We start from the raw sequence: 16,633 nt of genomic DNA, 5'->3' as shown, positions 1-16,633 counted from the left end.
AACTGAGTGAATATATTTGTAGGGGTTATTTATGTATGTTGATACAGTCTCTGTTGTTTCTGGCAGTAAATTCATTGATATTAATGGCAAAGGAGTGATTGATTATGAAAAAGAGATATCACTGGATTGCTGTATGAACAAAATACACTTCCACTCTAAAAAATTGACTATTGATATTAATGAAAAACAAAAGAGATTGGTAATGTGTTTGTTTAATGATGTTAATAGGAAACAAGACATTATTAAAGTTGTTTGGTATGAAAACCATAAAAGCATTTCTGATAATAATTACCATCAATTGATACATAAATTTAGAGTGCATTTGAAAAATGCAGGTATTCCAGATGGTATTGTTAAAACCATTAATAGATATGGGCTGAGATTAGACTCAGGGATACTTAGTGCAATGGTATCTAATCAGATGACAGATAGATTTACCGGCTATTAATAATAGAGGGTTATTTATTCTGTTTTTATGTTGAATTTACGATTTTTTGAGAGGTAAGGGTGTTATCACTTTTTAATCAGATAGTCATAACACCCTATAAAATACTAATTGATAATAAGCGATATATATTGGAAATTACCATTATATTATGTATTTTTTATCAGATTTATGCTGGTTTTAATCGAGTAATGGGTAAGGATAAACGAACTGTTCCAGTATTATATGAAGGAGAGAGTGCTGGAACCAATGATTTTAACAAAAAAGTTGAAATGATAGCTGAAATTAAAAAATACTTTTTTCTCAAACAAAAAAACAGTGATAATAAATCAAAAAATGAAACCAGAGATGGCACTGATTTATATAACTATCCGATTTATGTAGGGGCTTTAAAACTAGTCGGTGTGTTAGAACATACGAAAGAAGAAAAATCCATAGCAATTATAGAAAATAGTGGAAAGCAAAATTTATACTTCGTGGGTAACGAAATAGAGAGTGATACGGGGATTACTATTATTAAAATATTAAATGATAAAATAATAGTTAATGAAAATAAATCATATTACTCTCTGAAGATATTATAGTTACGTATTCTACGTTACCAATGAAATGGGGTTTTTATGTACCAAAATAATATAAATATAATTTGTATTTCAATTTGGTTTTTATTTAAATTTGTTATTTTAGCTGCTATTTTTCCTATAGTAGGATATGCGGAGAACTTCTCTGCATCTTTTAGAGATGCTGATATAAAAGAATTTATTAATACTGTAAGTAAAAACATAAATAAAACTATAATTATAGACCCAAAAGTACAAGGGTTAGTCAGCGTTCGTAGCTATGAACTACTAGATGAGGAAAAATACTATCAGTTTTTTTTAAATGTATTGGATGTTTATGGTTATACAGTGGTCGAAATGCCAAATAATATCTTAAAAGTTATTCCCGCAAAACGTGCAAAAGGTTCCGTTGTTCCTCTGCAAAATAATGCGGCCCCCCCCCAGGGTGATGAGCTAATTAACCGCGTATTTAAACTTAAACATCTACTAGCTAAAAATTTAGCTCCGTTACTACGCCAGTTAAATGATAATTCGGAATCGGGCAGTATTGTTAATTATGACCCTTCAAATGTAATATTAATTACAGGGCGTGCAGCAGTAGTAAACCGTTTATACGCTATTATTAGTACATTAGATCAACCGGGAGAGACAGAAGTAGAACTCTACCAACTGAATCATGCTGTCGCCGCTGATATTATTAAATTAGTTAATCAAGTTATTAATCCAGTAAATATTACAGCCAAACAAGAGTCATTCAATGCCGCAACAGTGGTTGCGGATGACCGAACGAATTCTGTGATAATCAGCGGTGATCGCCATATCAGGAAAAAAACTCTTCAAATGATAAAGAGGCTGGATCATCAACAAGACAGTTATGGCAGTACTAAAGTTGTTTATATGAAATATGCGCAGGCATCAAAGTTATTGGATGTGTTGAACGGTGTCAGTCAGGGGAGCCAGAGTGATAAGACTAAAAAAAATTCGGGAAAGAGTCACATCAAGAATGTTTCAATTAAGGCTTATGATCAAACCAATGCCTTAGTGATTACTGCTGATCCAAAAGTAATGAAAGAATTGGACCAAGTTATTGAAAGATTGGATGTTAGACGGGCCCAGGTTCTGGTAGAAGCCATTATAGTTGAGACTCAAAATGGAGAAGGTCTAAATCTTGGCATTCAATGGGCTAATAAACTTTATGGTGGAGCCAATTTCCTTCAAAAACCAAACAGCATACAAACAAATAATAACAGTGGAAACCCTATACCAATGATGATTGCAGGGTTGACGGCCGGCTTTTATAAAGGAAACTGGGACGGTCTTTTCACTGCCCTGGCAACTAATTCAAATAATAATATTCTTGCTACTCCGAGTATTGTCACTCTGGACAATATGGAGGCAGAGTTTAATGTAGGTCAAGAGGTTCCAGTCCTTACCTCAACGCAAACTACAGCCACAGACAAAGTCTATAACTCGATTTCGCGGCAATCGGTGGGGGTCATGTTGAAGGTCAAACCACAGATAAATAAAGGTGATTCAGTTCTATTAGAAATACGGCAAGAGGTATCAAGTGTTGCTGATAGTTCTGATGTTAATGCAAATAATCTTGGTTCGGTCTTTAACAAGAGGGTTGTTAATAATGCTGTATTAGTTAAAAGTGGAGAGACCGTGGTAGTGGGGGGATTACTGGATAAAAAAATCAATAAAATAATCAATAAAGTTCCTTTGTTGGGTGATATCCCCTTTATCGGCGGTTTGTTTAGACAGAGCAAAGAAAAGATTGAAAAAAGTAACTTAATTCTCTTTATTAGGCCAACAATACTCAGGGAAACAAGTGATTACAGTCAAGTTACAGTAGATAAATATGCTGAATATAATAACTTACATTCTATTAATTCCGGTATGGAAAGACCAATTGATATTGTATCTGATAGAATTAACTATGATGCTTTTAATACACTTAAGAGTGACATAATAAAGTTTTATGAGATGGTTGAGATAAAAATATGAACCAAGATAAAGCAGAATCATTGCCACTCACTTTTAGCTGGGCAAAGGATAATGGCGTTATCTTATCTCCTGCCGACAAAGGATATCAACTGATCTGTCGTAATTCTGCTTCCCTCGACGCAATACTGGAAGGTAACAGAGTTGGGAATAAACCTATTTCACTTAATTTCGTTACTGACGATGAATTTGATAATAGCCTTGCGACAGTATATCAGAATAGCTCAATACAATCGCATAAAATAATGAACTCTATCAGTGATGAGATAGCCATTTACTCATTTAATGGTGAACTCCCTGTGAGTGAAGATTTACTCGATAGCAATAATGAAGCACCAGTAATAAAGCTAATAAATACAATTTTGGCAGAGGCAATTAAAGAGTTAGCATCAGATATCCATATAGAGTCTTTCGGTGAAAAAATTACGATAAGGTTTCGTATTGATGGCGTATTAAAAAACATATTAGAGCTACCGCGACGAGTTGCGTTATTATTAGTGTCACGGGTTAAAATCATGGCAAAGTTAGATATCGCTGAAAAACGGATCCCACAGGATGGGCGTATCGCACTGAGTTTAGCTGGTAAAGCTTTAGATGTTCGAGTCTCGATATTACCAGTAAATCATGGTGAACGTGTTGTCATGCGGTTGCTAGACAAACATAGCCTCAAATTAGATTTAGAGTCTTTGGGGATGTCGCAAAAAAACTGCCATCTCATGAAGACATTGGTTCTCAAACCTCATGGCATAATATTGATTGTTGGCCCAACTGGCGTGGGGAAAAGTACCACACTTTATGCTGCTTTAATGGGAATAAATGCTAGTGAACGGAATATCATGACAGTAGAGGATCCTATTGAGTTTGACATCGATGGTATTTCGCAGACGCAGGTTAACCCGAAAATAGATATGACTTTCTCACGTAGTCTAAGAGCAATCTTGCGTCAAGATCCTGATGTTATTCTTATTGGTGAAATACGAGATGTAGAAACAGCACAAATAGCAGTGCAAGCCTCATTAACTGGGCATTTGGTATTATCAACATTACACGCCAACAGTGCTATCGGAGCCGTCACCAGACTCAAAGATATGGGGATTGAACCATTTATGTTATCAAGTTCATTATTGGCTGTGTTATCTCAACGCCTGGTTCGCAAGTTATGCACTGAATGCCGAAAACAATATGATTCTCCACATGAAATATTGCAAGAGTTAATTAGCCCTGAGAAAATACCTGAAGATAGATACGGATTTAGCGCAATAGGTTGTGATAAGTGCAATACAGTAGGCTATAGAGGAAGAATAGCCTTACATGAACTGCTGATTATTGATAACAATTTGCGTGAAGCTATTTATAAAGGAAAAAGCGAACTTGATTTAAGTCAGTTAGCTAAACAATATACTCGTAGTATAGAACAAGATGGAATTGATAAAGTTATCGCAGGTTTTACAACAATAGAAGAAGTGATGAGGATAAATTTAGAGGAAAAATATGCCTGTATATGAATATACAGCTAAAAATAATAAAGGAATTAAAATAAAAGGGAGTGTTGAGGCTGATAATATATTAGCCGCAAGGCAAGTTATTTATCAAAGGAAACTGTGTTTATTAAATATAAAAATAAAACGCATCAGTCGATTTACACAATGGATGACATTTTTAAATACTATAAATAGTAGAGATCTTATTTTAATTACCAGGCAAATGTCTATTTTAGTCAATGCGGCCATCCCATTAGACGAAGCTTTGGCACTAATTGAAAATCAGAGTACGAAGAGTAAAGTAGATAGTGTGATTCATAAGATAAGGAAAAGAGTCCTTGAGGGACATTCCCTTTCCGATTCTCTCTCACAGTTTCCGGCCATTTTTAATTCTCTTTACCGATCTATGATTGCAGCAGGGGAACTGTCGGGTCATTTAGGTCTCGTATTATCTAATCTTGCTGATCATATTGAGCAAGCGCGAAAGGTAAAAAGTAAAATAATTCAAACGTTAATATATCCAGCGATTTTAGTTTCGGTATCTATAGGGATTATTGCCATACTGTTAACGTTGATAATCCCTAATATAATTGAGCAATTTGTTTCCTATGATAAAGTGTTACCGTTATCGACCAGAGTGCTTATGGTTACCAGTCATTGGATTGAGGACAATATTGTATCTATTATTATAATTCTAGTTATATTTTCATTTAGTATCTATGGAATATCCAAAATAAGAAAAATAAATATATTTATTGAATCTTGTTATTTGAAATTACCCATATTTGGTCGTTTAATATTCAAGCTAAATGTTTCTCGATATATGAGAATGATGGAAATTCTAAGTTCCAATGGAGTTAACTTGATCAGAACGATGGATATTAGCACTGGTGTAGTTACTAATTTATATATTAAACAGAGATTAGATGATGCAGTTACATTAGTTAGTGAGGGCGGTAGCCTAACATCATCTTTATCAAATAGTGGTATGTTCTCTCCTATGACTATACATATGATCGCTTCAGGTGAACGTAGTGGGAAATTAGATGATGTTTTAAAGAGGATAACAGATATACAAGAGCAAGAGATAATTGAAGAGATAAATGTATTTGTGATATTACTGGAGCCGGTAATAATGATATCTATGGCTTCGTTTATATTTTTCATTATATTGGCAATCTTTCAACCGATACTTGAAATGAATAATTTGATTTTTTGAGTTTAACTTAAGGATATATATGAGGGATATTAAATGTAAAGGGTTTACATTATTAGAAATGATGGTGATTATTATAATATTAGGGTTGCTTGCTAGTTTGACTATACCGAGTGTAATGAGTAATAAAAATAGAGCTGATCAACTAAAGGCGTTAAGTGATATTGCCGCCATAGAAAATGCTCTGGATATGTACAAGTTAGATAATGGTTATTATCCAACGGAGTCTCAAGGTATTAATTCATTGGTTATCAAACCAATAGAATTACCGATACCTAATATTTATCCTAAAAATGGCTATATTAGGCGTTTGCCTAGTGATCCATGGGGTAATCCCTATTTGATAAATAATCCCGGTCGGCATGAGGAAATTGATATATTTTCATCAGGACCAGATAGAGAAATAGGGACTGATGATGATATAGGTAATTGGTCTACATCATTTTCTGAAACTAAAAAAGATAAAAACTGATAAAGCTGACAACCATAGAAAGCCAATAGGTGATTATTTGCCGAGTTATAATGGTTTTACATTATTAGAATCTCTACTCTCGATGGCTATTTTTTCCGTAGTGGGTATTAGTCTTATGCTTGTTATTAGTGAACAATTGATACAGGTAAAAAAACTAGAAAATAAAATAGTGGCTTCTTGGGTGGCTGAGAACATTTTAGTGGATATTAAATTAACAAAAAATTATCAAAGTGAGAGTTGGCAAAAGGGAAGTGATTTTATCATCAACAAGTTATGGTATTGGCAGTCAAAGGAAATAAAAATGAACACTATTAGTGTTATTGCTATTGAAGTTCGCAGCCAAGAAAATAGTAAGGTTCCTGATTTCATTCTGGAAGGATACCGTATTATTAATGAATAAAAAAAACATCCAAGGTTTAACGCTATTAGAGATTTTACTGGCCACAATTATATTCACTTTGATAAGTTTGACTGTTTACCAGGGCATTACCGTTACCAGCAACGGAAGTCGTGCTGTTAATATAAAAGCAATGCAAGTTAATAGGTTACAAAGAGTTGTTAACATGTTGGAACAGGAGATCTCACATACGGTTATATACTCTCAACTTAATGATAAAGAAATAATTAACAATGGTATTAGAAGTGGGCCATTATTTCTGGATAGTGACGATTTTGGTATTATATTTTTATGTGACATAGGTATTAACACGGACTTGAAATATTATTCACAATCACAAATGTTTGGGTATCGTTTACGAAATGGTCATTTGGAAAAGTTAATATATAGTTTAAATGTTAAACAATCTAAAGTATTGAAAATTCTAGATAGCGTTACAGCATTCCGTATTCATATCTATCATAAAAATAGATGGTTAAATAAGTGGAACGATACGAATTATTTACCAGAGGCAGTTGAATTAATTATTGAGATGGAAAATATTGGGACTATCAGGAAGAAAGTCATCTTATTAAACCATGTTATTTAGCGAATGGTGAAAAAGTGAAACAGAGAGGCATTGCCCTATTACTTGTTCTGTCTAGCATTTTGCTGATGAGTACAATGATATCTGCCACCTATTTGTATCTATCAAATATTATCTATTTTGTTGGAAACAGCATAACCAAACAAGATGATAAACAGTTACTGTTAGGTTCTGAGGGTATTTTTATAAATAATATAGCCAAAGAAATTTTAAATGGTGAGGATTTTGGTGGTACCTATTCTAAGCTATTAACCTCCAACTCAGCTATCAGCATAAATAATAGAGATGTATATTATAGCTTAATTGATAGAACAAGTTGCTTCAATGTAAATACTCTTTATGATTCTTTTGGTAATATGAATAATAAATATTATCCGTGGCTAGTATTAGATAACATCTTACAATTAAATAACACCGTTTCATCTGTTATCAATAAATTAATGACAATGTTTGCCCAGTATCCCGCAAATGCGTCTGATTTAGACCGTATTGATAGAGATTTTTTAACTATAGGACAAGCTTTCCAGAGGGGTAACTCAATTGATAAAATACTTAATATTAGTAGTGAGAGTTTCTTGTATATCGCCCCACTAGTTTGCTCTAGAAATGATAATAAATTGCTTATCAATGTGAATATGTTGAATGCTAAAAGCAGTTATCTGCTACAAGCTATTTTTATGAACGAAATTACAGGAAGTGATGTGTATAAGGTAATTTTATCTAAACCTGCTCAAGGATGGTTAACAGTTGAATCTTTCTTTGAATCCCTTGCAAATAATTCATCGGTTGACATAGATAGAATAAATGAATTGAAAAATGTTGAAATGTTGAAATTTTCTAATAATGAATATTATTTTTCATCCAACTTCAAAGTTGATAATGGTGATTCTCAGTTGATGAGTCTTTTTCATGTAAAGGGGGACACTATTACCGTATTACACCGAAGGTTTATCTTATAATGAATAACGTACGAAATGCAGGTTTATCCTCTAAAACTCTGATTATTAGATTGGGTAGTCATGCAACTGACCCTATTTACTGGTATACCGAAGTGGTAGATGGGGGCCATAGAAAATCAGGGCAGTTATGTGATCATACAAAATTAGATAATATCCCGTTTCTTTTGAATTATAATGTGAAAATATTAGTTTCATCGAGTTATGTTATTTTTAGGAAAATAGATATAATTGACAAGGAGATTTTAAAAAGTGAACAATCACTTGCGTTCTCTATTGAAAAAACAATTGTTAGTAATATCGAGAATTTCCACACTGTGATATTGAAGTCAGATAGCAATTTTTGTTATGTAGTTGCCGTTGAGCATGAGTTAATGAGCCGTTGGTTGGGGTGGTTAACAAATGTAGGTGTCTCTCCCACCGTCATGATTCCGGATGTATTAGCACTACCATTTAATGATGGAAAATGCTTTCCAGTGAAGCTGGATGATGAATGGTTAATAAGGAATAGTGAAGTGTCGGGTTTCTCAGTTAATGATGATATATTTAAAAAATTATGTTTATCAACTCTAATCTTTTGTCCTGAAAATAGATTTAGTCGTGTTTATAACCAAACTTCGGGCCTTCATGCTACGGACTATTGCGATGTATTACGCATTATGGCAAATAATATTGAAAATAATCATGTTAACTTGCTGACAGGTCGATATTATCGCCATAGGAAAAAGACTATTAGTAGTGCTTCTTTTTTTAGAGCTGTTTACTTGTTTTTTTTATTATCTATCGTGATGTGTTTGAATTCCTGGTGTTACAAAAATGATATATTGAGAGATATTCATTTGCTAGATGTAACTTTACAAGGTTTCCATATTAAATATCCATTAGTGCAACAATATGCAGATGAAGATAGTATTAATGTCAATAAAGATTTTTATCATTCAGATGGAAATATAATTAAGCCGGATTTGATTTTTTTACTGCATAGATTAGTTGAGAACTTTAACAAATTTGATATCACGATAAAAAGTATCATCTTCATCAATGGTAAAAATAAAGCTAACTTTAATATAAATATTATAAATGTAGAAGGGATAGACCAAGTGTTAAATGAAATTGATCAAAAAAACAATCGACTAACTATCACTAAAATTAACAATAAGGATGGAACATGTGACATTATGTTTGAATATAATTTATGAACCTGAAAAATATTGTGGTTATTTCTACATTGATTATGGCATTTGCTTGTTTTTTCTTTAGTTTGAGTATCTCATTGGAGGTTAAAGACCTATTAGCAAAACACTCTTTATTGTATAGTAAACTTGTAGGTTATTCATCTTTAGCTGAAAAACTAAAAATGGAGAAGGTTTCGAAATCTAAGGTTAACGATCATTTAAATGATCGTATTGGTAATGTTTTAAATACATTTTTTAATGATGAAGCCATTAAGATTAAACTTACAGGAATGACTCATGACTATATTTCACTCACTGTTGAAAATAGTCAGGTTACTAAGTTCATTGATATTTTCTTCACGCTGACACAGAATGAAAATATTGAAATAATTTATTTAGATATAAGGTTTATTGAGGGCGGTAATTATATTAATTACGATATGCATCTGTGGAAAAAATCATAGTAAGGTATATAAAAATGTCATTTGATATATTTTTTTTAATTAGTATTTTGTTTTATATAGTGCTTGGTCTATATGTGGGAAATATTTTAAATGTTGTTATTTATCGTCTCCCAATCATGCTTTCGAATACCTTCCCGGGAAATGCATTAGATCATAATAAAGTAACTATTTATAAAAACGATTTTAATCTGTTTTTCCCAAAGTCATTTTGTCCAAATTGCCTGAGTTCCTTACCGTATAAATATAGCATACCCATATTAGGGTGGTTTTATCTACAAGGTATAGCACAATGTTGTAATCAGAGAATAAGTCTGAGATATATAATTGTTGAGATACTTACTGTTATTTTAACTCTAGTCACTATTTTGTTTTTTCATGATGATAAATTTGGTTTTTTTAATATACTATTGGTTTGGGGACTTATAGTTTTAGTTTTTATTGATATTGATTGTTACCTTTTACCTAATTGTATTACCCAGCCATTATTGTGGTGCGGTCTTCTTTTAAATATGTATAATGCTTTTCTTCCATTATCATTTTATGTACTAGGTGCTGTATGCGGCTATCTTTTTCTATGGTTACCTAACTGGATATTCAAAATCCTCAAAGGTATTGATGGTATGGGATATGGTGATTTTAAGTTAATGGCAGCGTTAGGTGCCTGGTTTGGCGTAGCAGCCGTACCTTTTATCATATTACTGTCTTCCCTGTTTGGGGTTGTTGCGTATGTGATTATTAATAAATTCTCGAGAGAGAAAGTTAAGTATGTTGCATTTGGCCCTTATATTTCATTGACCGGCTTGGTGTATTTGTTTTGGGGTGAATCTGTCACTTGTTTATTATGTTAATGGTGGGGATAATAACTCCATCTTTATGATACTTTATTTTTATTGTAATAAATCATCTGCATGTGTCTTTATTTTGTTAAGTTAATTATAGTACTATAAAAATTAGGTTTCTGTATTTATCTTTTTTTTAAATTGTTATTGTTGCGTTATAAGCTGTATCTTATAACTCACATCCCTATGGTGTTCGTTTTTTATGATTCATTAGTGTATTTTGATAGACTTTTCTGTTTTTCATTAACTTCTCTATAACTGTTGTTTTTTACTTGAAGTTTTTGGTTTTGTTTTTTTTATGATCTTATAGTAAGACACCGATGGTATTGTTGATGTTGGTTTTTAAATTATATTTTTAAGTGTGAGAAATGAAATGAATGACATAATTATTGGAGATATTGTCTTTACTCCACTAAAGAGAACCCTCAACAAAGGGGGAAGTGTCATCAAGATAAGAAATAAAGAGTCCGAAGTGTTGTCTTTACTGTGTTTTCACTATCCTGATGTACTTTCTCGTGAAGATATCGAAAAGAAAATATGGAGTGAAAGTTACGTTACTGACAATACATTAACCCAAACCATCAGTAATTTACGTCATGCTTTAAATGATAAAAAACATGAATTGGTTACTACGATTCCAAAAAAAGGGTATTGCCTTGGTGTAAAGCCTAATTTTACAGCCAATGACTTCTCAGAAATTTCATCAGTGACTCAAACTGAGGTATTAGATAGTCTTGCTTATAATACTACTGAATCACTCTCTAAACAGAAATATCTTGCAAGCGGATTTATTGTATTCATGATGTTTTGTGTTTGTTTAGCCACTTCTTTTAATGTTACATCTGATTATTATCAGATAAAAATTACCAATGTTAAAAATTTTCCTCTTACCATAAATATAGATGAAATACATGATAAGGATTTTTTTTCTTCCTATAATAAAGAGCCTTATATTTTCTTAAAAAAACAAAAAAATAGTGAGTATACGGTCTGTAAATTACAACACGGAGGTATAACATGCCAAAAAAAATAATTAAGAAAATGTTTATAGCAGTTTTGTTTGGCGTGGGAATAGGATATGGATTTGGGAGATTCTACTCCTATTTTCATCCAATGGTGGCTCTGGAGGGGTACTGGGAGTCTAATTATGATTTAGAACATGCCATAGGATTTTATCATGTTTATTCACGAATCAGTATTGTAGGAAGGGAAATAAACTCATCTGCAGATGTGTATGATGGTAATGGCTATGTTAAAGCCAGGAGAAATATAGTGTTTAATGTGGTGGATTCTAAAAAAAACATCTTCACAGGTAAGGTGTTATCTCTATCCATCGAAGGGGATAAAGACCTTTATTTGAATGATTTCTTAAATACACCTTATGCCGTAAGTTATCCTATTTTTCATCAGTTAAATGAAAATACTATTTTAATAGAGCAATCACAGGGGCACCCTGTTAATAGCTTGCGTTTGTTAACCCGTATTTGATGCCTGAGTATGTCATTCTATTTATTGAAATATATTTGTCATATTTGATACGTAATATTGGCTTATTACTCACAACTTTAGTGTAAAAAGAATGTTCTCTCACATCGGCTCTTTTGTTATGAAACTTGTGTCTGGTGTTAAATCTATAAGCTTATTTACGAATATAAAATTCGGGATCTTATCAGGCCTTATCTTAGTTATTAGTCTATTCTCCTTGCTCCAACTATTTTCCATCGGGTATTTATCTCATATATTGGATAACACAAAAGATAATGTTGAAAAAACACATCATAGCCATCAGCAAGAAGTATTAATGGATCGCGCCAGAATGGAGTTATTAATCGCCAGCGATAAACTCAATCGGGCAGGTATCTATTATATGGAGGATAAAGAGACAGGTTCTGAAGGCAGTTGGCAGAGTCTCTTGAGCGAAGCAACAAAATCAATACAGCAGTCACAAGATGATTTCCGTCAGTTACTATTGGTTTCGACTCATGATGACCGGCCTGAGTTTATTGCTCTGAAGGAAAGCTATCTACAGTTGTTTCAAGGTCTATCAGAAATTAGTCAGGGATTGGTCAAGAACAGCAATATAGATGCCTTTTTTGAAGTCCCTATTCAAGGTTTTCAAAGTGATTTTACTGAAAAGTATTACCGTTATTTGCAGGAAAGCGAAGAAAACCGCACGGTAATGGATAGCCAATTGCTCTCTTCTTTGTCCTCGGCAAAACAGGCGGTTATCATTGCATTGGTTATTTTATTGTGTCTTGCATTCTCTGTTTGGTTAGGTGTGACTCGCTGGGTTATTCGGCCACTTAATTATCTGATTGCCCAAATTCATGTGATTGCTGCGGGAGATTTATCTCATCAGATTGAGCATAACGCTTTTACTAGCCGGGAAGTTCGGCTGTTGGCGGTCAGCATATACCAGATGCAACAAGGCTTAGTGGTATTGGTTAGCCAGGTACGCAGTGGCGTCGATGTTATTCTAACTGGCGTTAATCAAATCGCTGCAGACAGCCATCGTATTTCTGAGCAAACGCAATCACAAACGCAGTCATTAGCAGCCACGACACAGAATATGTATCAACTTACCGAGCGTGTAAAACAGAATTCTAAGAGTGCAGATCAGGCAAATCAATTGGCCAATGAAGCCAAAAATATTGCCAGTCAAGGTGGCGATATGATGTCTGGCGTAGTTAATTCGATGGCTGATATTTCTGCGGGCTCGCAGGAGATAGCCGAGATCATCACTTTGATAGAATCGGTAGCTTTTCAGACCAATATTCTGGCCTTAAATGCTGCAATTGAGGCTGCTCATGCTGGTCAACACGGGCGGGGATTCTCTGTTGTTGCGCGTGAAGTGGGAATATTAGCGCACCAAAGTGGTCATTCTGCTCTGAATATTAAACGCCTTATTGGTAACTCTTCAAAATCCATATCAGCAGGTGCCAATCTGGTGGGGCGCTCTGGCGACAATTTACGTGCAATTATTGGCTCGGTTATAAAAGTGACTGATTTAATGACTGAAATATCGGCAGCATCACAAGAACAAAGTAAAGGTATTGAAGATATCACCGCACAGGTAGGAATGATTAATGAAGTCACCCGACTGAATGCTGATTTAGTCGATCAATCCACTCAAGCCTCTGAAGTGTTGCAGAAACAAATATTTCAGTTAAACCAGTCGGTGGCGCGTTTTTGTTTACCTGTCACAGTACGCCCCCTCAACATATTAATGAGGAGGTCGCTGTGAGTTTTTAATGTGCCACGATAGTGGTTAATAATTCGTGCCAGCCAGACGGATTTCCATAATATTCATTAGCAGGTAAAGGCGTTATTTTTCCCTGCTCGTCTTCCAGCGCAAAGGTTGGGAAGCCGTGCCCATGTACTTTAGCCAGTAATGTGCGGCTTTCAGCAATATGTTGGCTGGATGTTATTAGTGCAGTATTGTAGGTATGAATAAATTCATCACTATTCAGCCCAAGTTCCACCGCCAGTTCAGTTAATACGCGGGTATCTGTAATACGATGGCCTTCAACATAATGAGCGTGTTGGATGCGATGAAGCATCGCTGCACCGCGACCCGCAAGTTCTTCCATTGCCAGAATGGCGGCAATCGGTGGCGTGGAGTCCATAATAACTGAGGTATCATTGAGTAATTTATTAAAGTAGTCGTCACCAAAAATTTGCCCAGTGAGCTGCGCAATACGTCGGTCATGGGGCATTACATATCCACGCCACTGGCTGTCTATCTGGCGACGATTAGCCCCAGACATCATTCCGCCACCATGTAATACCAACATGAGTTTAGGAATATCTTGTGCGACTTTTACCAGTGGTGCCGCGCCATAGCACCAGCCACAGAGTGGATCAAAAATGTAATGTAACTTTGTGGCTGCCATCGTATCTTCCTCAATTATCTTTTCTGACGTGCTAATTTAGCAACGATTAGAGTTAATGGTGTTTATTGTGGCCATTTCATTTCGTTTTTAAGTACCTTGGCACTTAATTCCAGGCTAGATTCATCTTTCAGCTCGGGATAATGTTTTTTCATTGCTGTAATCAATTCCGCAGAATCTTTTGCTTTGGGAATCTCTGCATTTAACGTGGTTAAATAGTTTTGAGTAAAGGTCACTGATGCCAATGTTTGTGGCGCGTTATCAAGATAATGTCCCGGAACTACGGTGACGGGTTTCAATGTTTTGATTTTTTCCAGTGTTGTCAGCCAATTCTGGCGAGACTCAGGAGTTTGAGTATCGGCGATCCATAAATGAATATTGCCTGAGACCGCGACACCACCTACCACTGCTTTCAATGACGGGATCCAGACAAATGTCTTTTCTGGCGATGGCCCATCTAAGCCTTCGACGCTAATTTCCTGCCCATCAACAGTAAAGCTTTTGCCTTGCAATTCTTGCGGAATAATGACTTGTGTTGGGGCATTCTCTTTGAGAATTGGACTCCAATAAGCCATTTTCCCCTCTTTAGTGGCCTTAATTTCTTCAATAGTTTGCGGTGTGGCGATGACTTTGGCTTGTGGGAATGCTTTGGTAATGACATCCAGACCGAAATAGAAATCAGGATCTGCCTGGCTGATATAAATAGTGGTCAGCTTTTTGCCGCTTTGCTTAATTTTCTTCACTAGAGTTTCAGCATCATTGCGCTGAAATTGCGCATCAATCAGAGCTACTTCTGTTTTACCGCTAATAATTTCAGATGATACCGGGAAGATGCTTTTTTCTCCGGGATTATAGACTTCTATTTTTAGCTGTTCAGCGGCATGAGCTGTTGATACAGCAGCGAAAGTTGTCAGGCCGGCAAAGGCCATTTGCAATAGTGTTTTATTTAACATGTTTATTTTCCTGAGAGTGACTGGGGTATGGGCTAGATAATAGATTGCTTATATCGATAGAAAAACCCGATAATGGACAATTATTTGTTGCTTAAATCGAGCTAATTATGGATAGAATTACCGCAGCAGAGGTCTTTGTCACCATTGTTGAGCGGGGCAGTATGATTGCCGCTGCGGAGGCTTTGGAGATGTCGCGAGCTATGGTGACACGATATTTGGCTGAGATGGAGCAGTGGGCCGGAGCTCGTTTGTTGCACCGGACAACCCGTAAGTTAAGTTTAACTCATGCGGGGGAAGCGACCCTGGCGCGTTGTCGGCATATGCTTGAATTTGCTAAGGACATGGATTTAATCGAGGGGCAAGAAAATGAAGAACTGCGCGGTTTATTGCGGATCAGTTGCTCTCAATCCCTCGGGCAAAGTGCAGTAGCGATAGCTGTTACTGACTATTTACGCCGTTATCCTCAGGTCGCAGTCGATTTACAAATGAATAACCGGTCCGTCAATCTGGTAGAGGAACGTATTGATTTAGCACTGCGCATTACTAATGATTTAGATCCAAACTTAATCGCTCGTCCGCTATCTATCTGCCATTCAGTTGTTTGTGCTGCGCCGAGTTACCTGTCAGCCAAAGGAACGCCGAAAACTCCACCTGATTTGGCCGTTCACAACTGCCTGACATACTCTTATTTTGGCAAAAGCTTATGGCATTTTGACCAACAGGGTGTTAAATCATCGGTTGCAGTAGGCGGAAATCTCAGTGCCAATGAATCAGTTGTTCTACTCAGCGGAGCACTAGAGGGTGCCGGTATTACTTTGCAGCCCAGTTACTCTGCCGCGCCGTATATTGCCAGTGGTGAGTTAATCAGGTTATTGCCCGATTATCAGCCGCAGGCGATGGGAATTTATGGTATCTATACTTCGCGCCGACAAATGCCAGCCACATTAAGGTCGATGCTAGACTTTCTGGTGGAGTGGTTTACTACCCACCCCCTACCTAATTGAAACCGCAGCGATGTTAGCTGCGCGGTTACATTCTCAAACATATTTTTATTATTGGCGCAGAGCTTAAATTATTTTGAATTTCATTCAGTTATCAATGAAGAGAAAAATATATTACTTATCATGCTAGTTATAACTCTGTTCATTACTGGTCATTATTCCTTAACTCATGCTATTTCTATCTGTACCCGTCA

The 16,633-nt window shown here is 35.4% G+C and carries 18 protein-coding genes; 16 read left to right on the top strand and 2 right to left on the bottom strand.

The window, feature by feature from the left end; translation table 11 throughout:
* Positions 1–31: 31 nt before the first annotated feature.
* From FGL26_RS11475 to FGL26_RS11405, 15 genes are all read left to right on the top strand, one after another.
* A complete protein-coding gene (locus FGL26_RS11475) occupies positions 32–448 on the top strand; it encodes a winged helix-turn-helix domain-containing protein (RefSeq protein WP_005165122.1) in 417 nt (138 codons plus the stop codon).
* A gap of 188 nt (positions 449–636) precedes the next feature.
* Positions 637–1,029: a type II secretion system protein N gene (locus FGL26_RS11470; protein WP_227745803.1), complete on the top strand. Its 393-nt coding sequence runs from the start codon at positions 637–639 to the stop codon at positions 1,027–1,029.
* 36 nt (positions 1,030–1,065) lie between these two features.
* On the top strand, positions 1,066–3,012 hold the full coding sequence (gene gspD, locus FGL26_RS11465) for a type II secretion system secretin GspD (protein WP_005173419.1): 1,947 nt from the start codon (positions 1,066–1,068) through the stop codon (positions 3,010–3,012).
* Entirely contained in the window at positions 3,009–4,514 is a 1,506-nt protein-coding gene (gene gspE / locus FGL26_RS11460; protein ID WP_005173418.1) for a type II secretion system ATPase GspE, read from the top strand. Before gspD ends, gspE begins: the two co-directional genes overlap by 4 nt.
* Entirely contained in the window at positions 4,501–5,709 is a 1,209-nt protein-coding gene (locus FGL26_RS11455) for a type II secretion system F family protein (RefSeq protein WP_005173417.1), read from the top strand. Before gspE ends, FGL26_RS11455 begins: the two co-directional genes overlap by 14 nt.
* Before the next feature lie 19 nt (positions 5,710–5,728).
* Positions 5,729–6,178, top strand: coding sequence for a type II secretion system major pseudopilin GspG (gene gspG / locus FGL26_RS11450; RefSeq protein WP_005173414.1), 450 nt, complete (start codon positions 5,729–5,731; stop codon positions 6,176–6,178).
* A gap of 37 nt (positions 6,179–6,215) precedes the next feature.
* Positions 6,216–6,578: a type II secretion system minor pseudopilin GspI gene (gspI, locus tag FGL26_RS11445; RefSeq protein ID WP_071530634.1), complete on the top strand. Its 363-nt coding sequence runs from the start codon at positions 6,216–6,218 to the stop codon at positions 6,576–6,578.
* Positions 6,571–7,164, top strand: coding sequence for a type II secretion system minor pseudopilin GspJ (gspJ, locus tag FGL26_RS11440; protein ID WP_005173409.1), 594 nt, complete (start codon positions 6,571–6,573; stop codon positions 7,162–7,164). Before gspI ends, gspJ begins: the two co-directional genes overlap by 8 nt.
* Before the next feature lie 14 nt (positions 7,165–7,178).
* A complete protein-coding gene (locus tag FGL26_RS11435) occupies positions 7,179–8,120 on the top strand; it encodes a type II secretion system protein GspK (RefSeq protein ID WP_005173405.1) in 942 nt (313 codons plus the stop codon).
* On the top strand, positions 8,120–9,316 hold the full coding sequence (gene gspL, locus FGL26_RS11430; protein ID WP_005173401.1) for a type II secretion system protein GspL: 1,197 nt from the start codon (positions 8,120–8,122) through the stop codon (positions 9,314–9,316). The genes FGL26_RS11435 and gspL overlap by 1 nt, the downstream gene beginning before the upstream one ends.
* Positions 9,313–9,756, top strand: a complete 444-nt coding sequence (locus FGL26_RS21685) for a hypothetical protein (protein WP_005173396.1) — start codon at positions 9,313–9,315, stop codon at positions 9,754–9,756. Before gspL ends, FGL26_RS21685 begins: the two co-directional genes overlap by 4 nt.
* A 14-nt stretch (positions 9,757–9,770) precedes the next feature.
* Positions 9,771–10,604 (top strand): prepilin peptidase, encoded by an 834-nt coding sequence (locus tag FGL26_RS11420; protein ID WP_005173393.1) that lies wholly within the window; start codon positions 9,771–9,773, stop codon positions 10,602–10,604.
* Positions 10,605–10,968: 364 nt separating this feature from the next.
* Positions 10,969–11,628, top strand: a complete 660-nt coding sequence (locus FGL26_RS11415; protein ID WP_005173390.1) for a winged helix-turn-helix domain-containing protein — start codon at positions 10,969–10,971, stop codon at positions 11,626–11,628.
* Complete coding sequence (locus tag FGL26_RS11410; protein ID WP_005173386.1) at positions 11,613–12,083, top strand: hypothetical protein; 471 nt, start codon at positions 11,613–11,615, stop codon at positions 12,081–12,083. The genes FGL26_RS11415 and FGL26_RS11410 overlap by 16 nt, the downstream gene beginning before the upstream one ends.
* 118 nt (positions 12,084–12,201) lie before the next feature.
* Positions 12,202–13,839 carry a methyl-accepting chemotaxis protein gene (locus tag FGL26_RS11405; RefSeq protein WP_227746658.1) on the top strand — a complete coding sequence of 546 codons (1,638 nt, stop codon included), beginning with the start codon at positions 12,202–12,204 and terminating at the stop codon, positions 13,837–13,839.
* A gap of 4 nt (positions 13,840–13,843) precedes the next feature.
* On the opposite strand, the gene FGL26_RS11400 is transcribed toward FGL26_RS11405, so the two are convergent.
* Together FGL26_RS11400 and FGL26_RS11395 are read right to left on the bottom strand one after the other, a co-directional pair.
* Complete coding sequence (locus tag FGL26_RS11400; RefSeq protein WP_005173380.1) at positions 13,844–14,488, bottom strand: DsbA family protein; 645 nt, start codon at positions 14,486–14,488, stop codon at positions 13,844–13,846.
* Positions 14,489–14,550: 62 nt separating this feature from the next.
* Complete coding sequence (locus FGL26_RS11395; RefSeq protein WP_005173378.1) at positions 14,551–15,438, bottom strand: MBL fold metallo-hydrolase; 888 nt, start codon at positions 15,436–15,438, stop codon at positions 14,551–14,553.
* A gap of 107 nt (positions 15,439–15,545) precedes the next feature.
* Between FGL26_RS11395 and FGL26_RS11390 the strand changes: the two genes are divergently transcribed.
* The gene (locus FGL26_RS11390; protein ID WP_005173375.1) at positions 15,546–16,442 is read left to right on the top strand and encodes a LysR family transcriptional regulator; all 897 of its coding nucleotides are present in this window, start codon (positions 15,546–15,548) and stop codon (positions 16,440–16,442) included.
* Positions 16,443–16,633 lie beyond the last annotated feature (191 nt).

It is taken from the genome of Yersinia enterocolitica subsp. enterocolitica (genome assembly GCF_901472495.1).
Taxonomy (GTDB): Bacteria; Pseudomonadota; Gammaproteobacteria; order Enterobacterales; family Enterobacteriaceae; genus Yersinia; species Yersinia enterocolitica.
This window is presented reverse-complemented; position numbering and strand designations above follow the sequence as displayed.

Coding starts and splice junctions, on each gene's coding strand:
- gspE (WP_005173418.1), top strand. CDS start 3,009: ATGAACCAAGATAAAGCAGAATCATTGCCACTCACTTTTAGCTGGGCA.
- FGL26_RS11410 (WP_005173386.1), top strand. CDS start 11,613: ATGCCAAAAAAAATAATTAAGAAAATGTTTATAGCAGTTTTGTTTGGC.
- FGL26_RS11470 (WP_227745803.1), top strand. CDS start 637: ATGGGTAAGGATAAACGAACTGTTCCAGTATTATATGAAGGAGAGAGT.
- gspG (WP_005173414.1), top strand. CDS start 5,729: ATGAGGGATATTAAATGTAAAGGGTTTACATTATTAGAAATGATGGTG.
- gspL (WP_005173401.1), top strand. CDS start 8,120: ATGAATAACGTACGAAATGCAGGTTTATCCTCTAAAACTCTGATTATT.
- FGL26_RS11405 (WP_227746658.1), top strand. CDS start 12,202: ATGAAACTTGTGTCTGGTGTTAAATCTATAAGCTTATTTACGAATATA.
- FGL26_RS11415 (WP_005173390.1), top strand. CDS start 10,969: ATGAATGACATAATTATTGGAGATATTGTCTTTACTCCACTAAAGAGA.
- FGL26_RS11455 (WP_005173417.1), top strand. CDS start 4,501: ATGCCTGTATATGAATATACAGCTAAAAATAATAAAGGAATTAAAATA.
- FGL26_RS11395 (WP_005173378.1), bottom strand. CDS start 15,438: ATGTTAAATAAAACACTATTGCAAATGGCCTTTGCCGGCCTGACAACT.
- FGL26_RS11420 (WP_005173393.1), top strand. CDS start 9,771: ATGTCATTTGATATATTTTTTTTAATTAGTATTTTGTTTTATATAGTG.
- FGL26_RS21685 (WP_005173396.1), top strand. CDS start 9,313: ATGAACCTGAAAAATATTGTGGTTATTTCTACATTGATTATGGCATTT.
- FGL26_RS11400 (WP_005173380.1), bottom strand. CDS start 14,488: ATGGCAGCCACAAAGTTACATTACATTTTTGATCCACTCTGTGGCTGG.
- FGL26_RS11475 (WP_005165122.1), top strand. CDS start 32: ATGTATGTTGATACAGTCTCTGTTGTTTCTGGCAGTAAATTCATTGAT.
- gspJ (WP_005173409.1), top strand. CDS start 6,571: ATGAATAAAAAAAACATCCAAGGTTTAACGCTATTAGAGATTTTACTG.
- gspD (WP_005173419.1), top strand. CDS start 1,066: ATGTACCAAAATAATATAAATATAATTTGTATTTCAATTTGGTTTTTA.
- FGL26_RS11390 (WP_005173375.1), top strand. CDS start 15,546: ATGGATAGAATTACCGCAGCAGAGGTCTTTGTCACCATTGTTGAGCGG.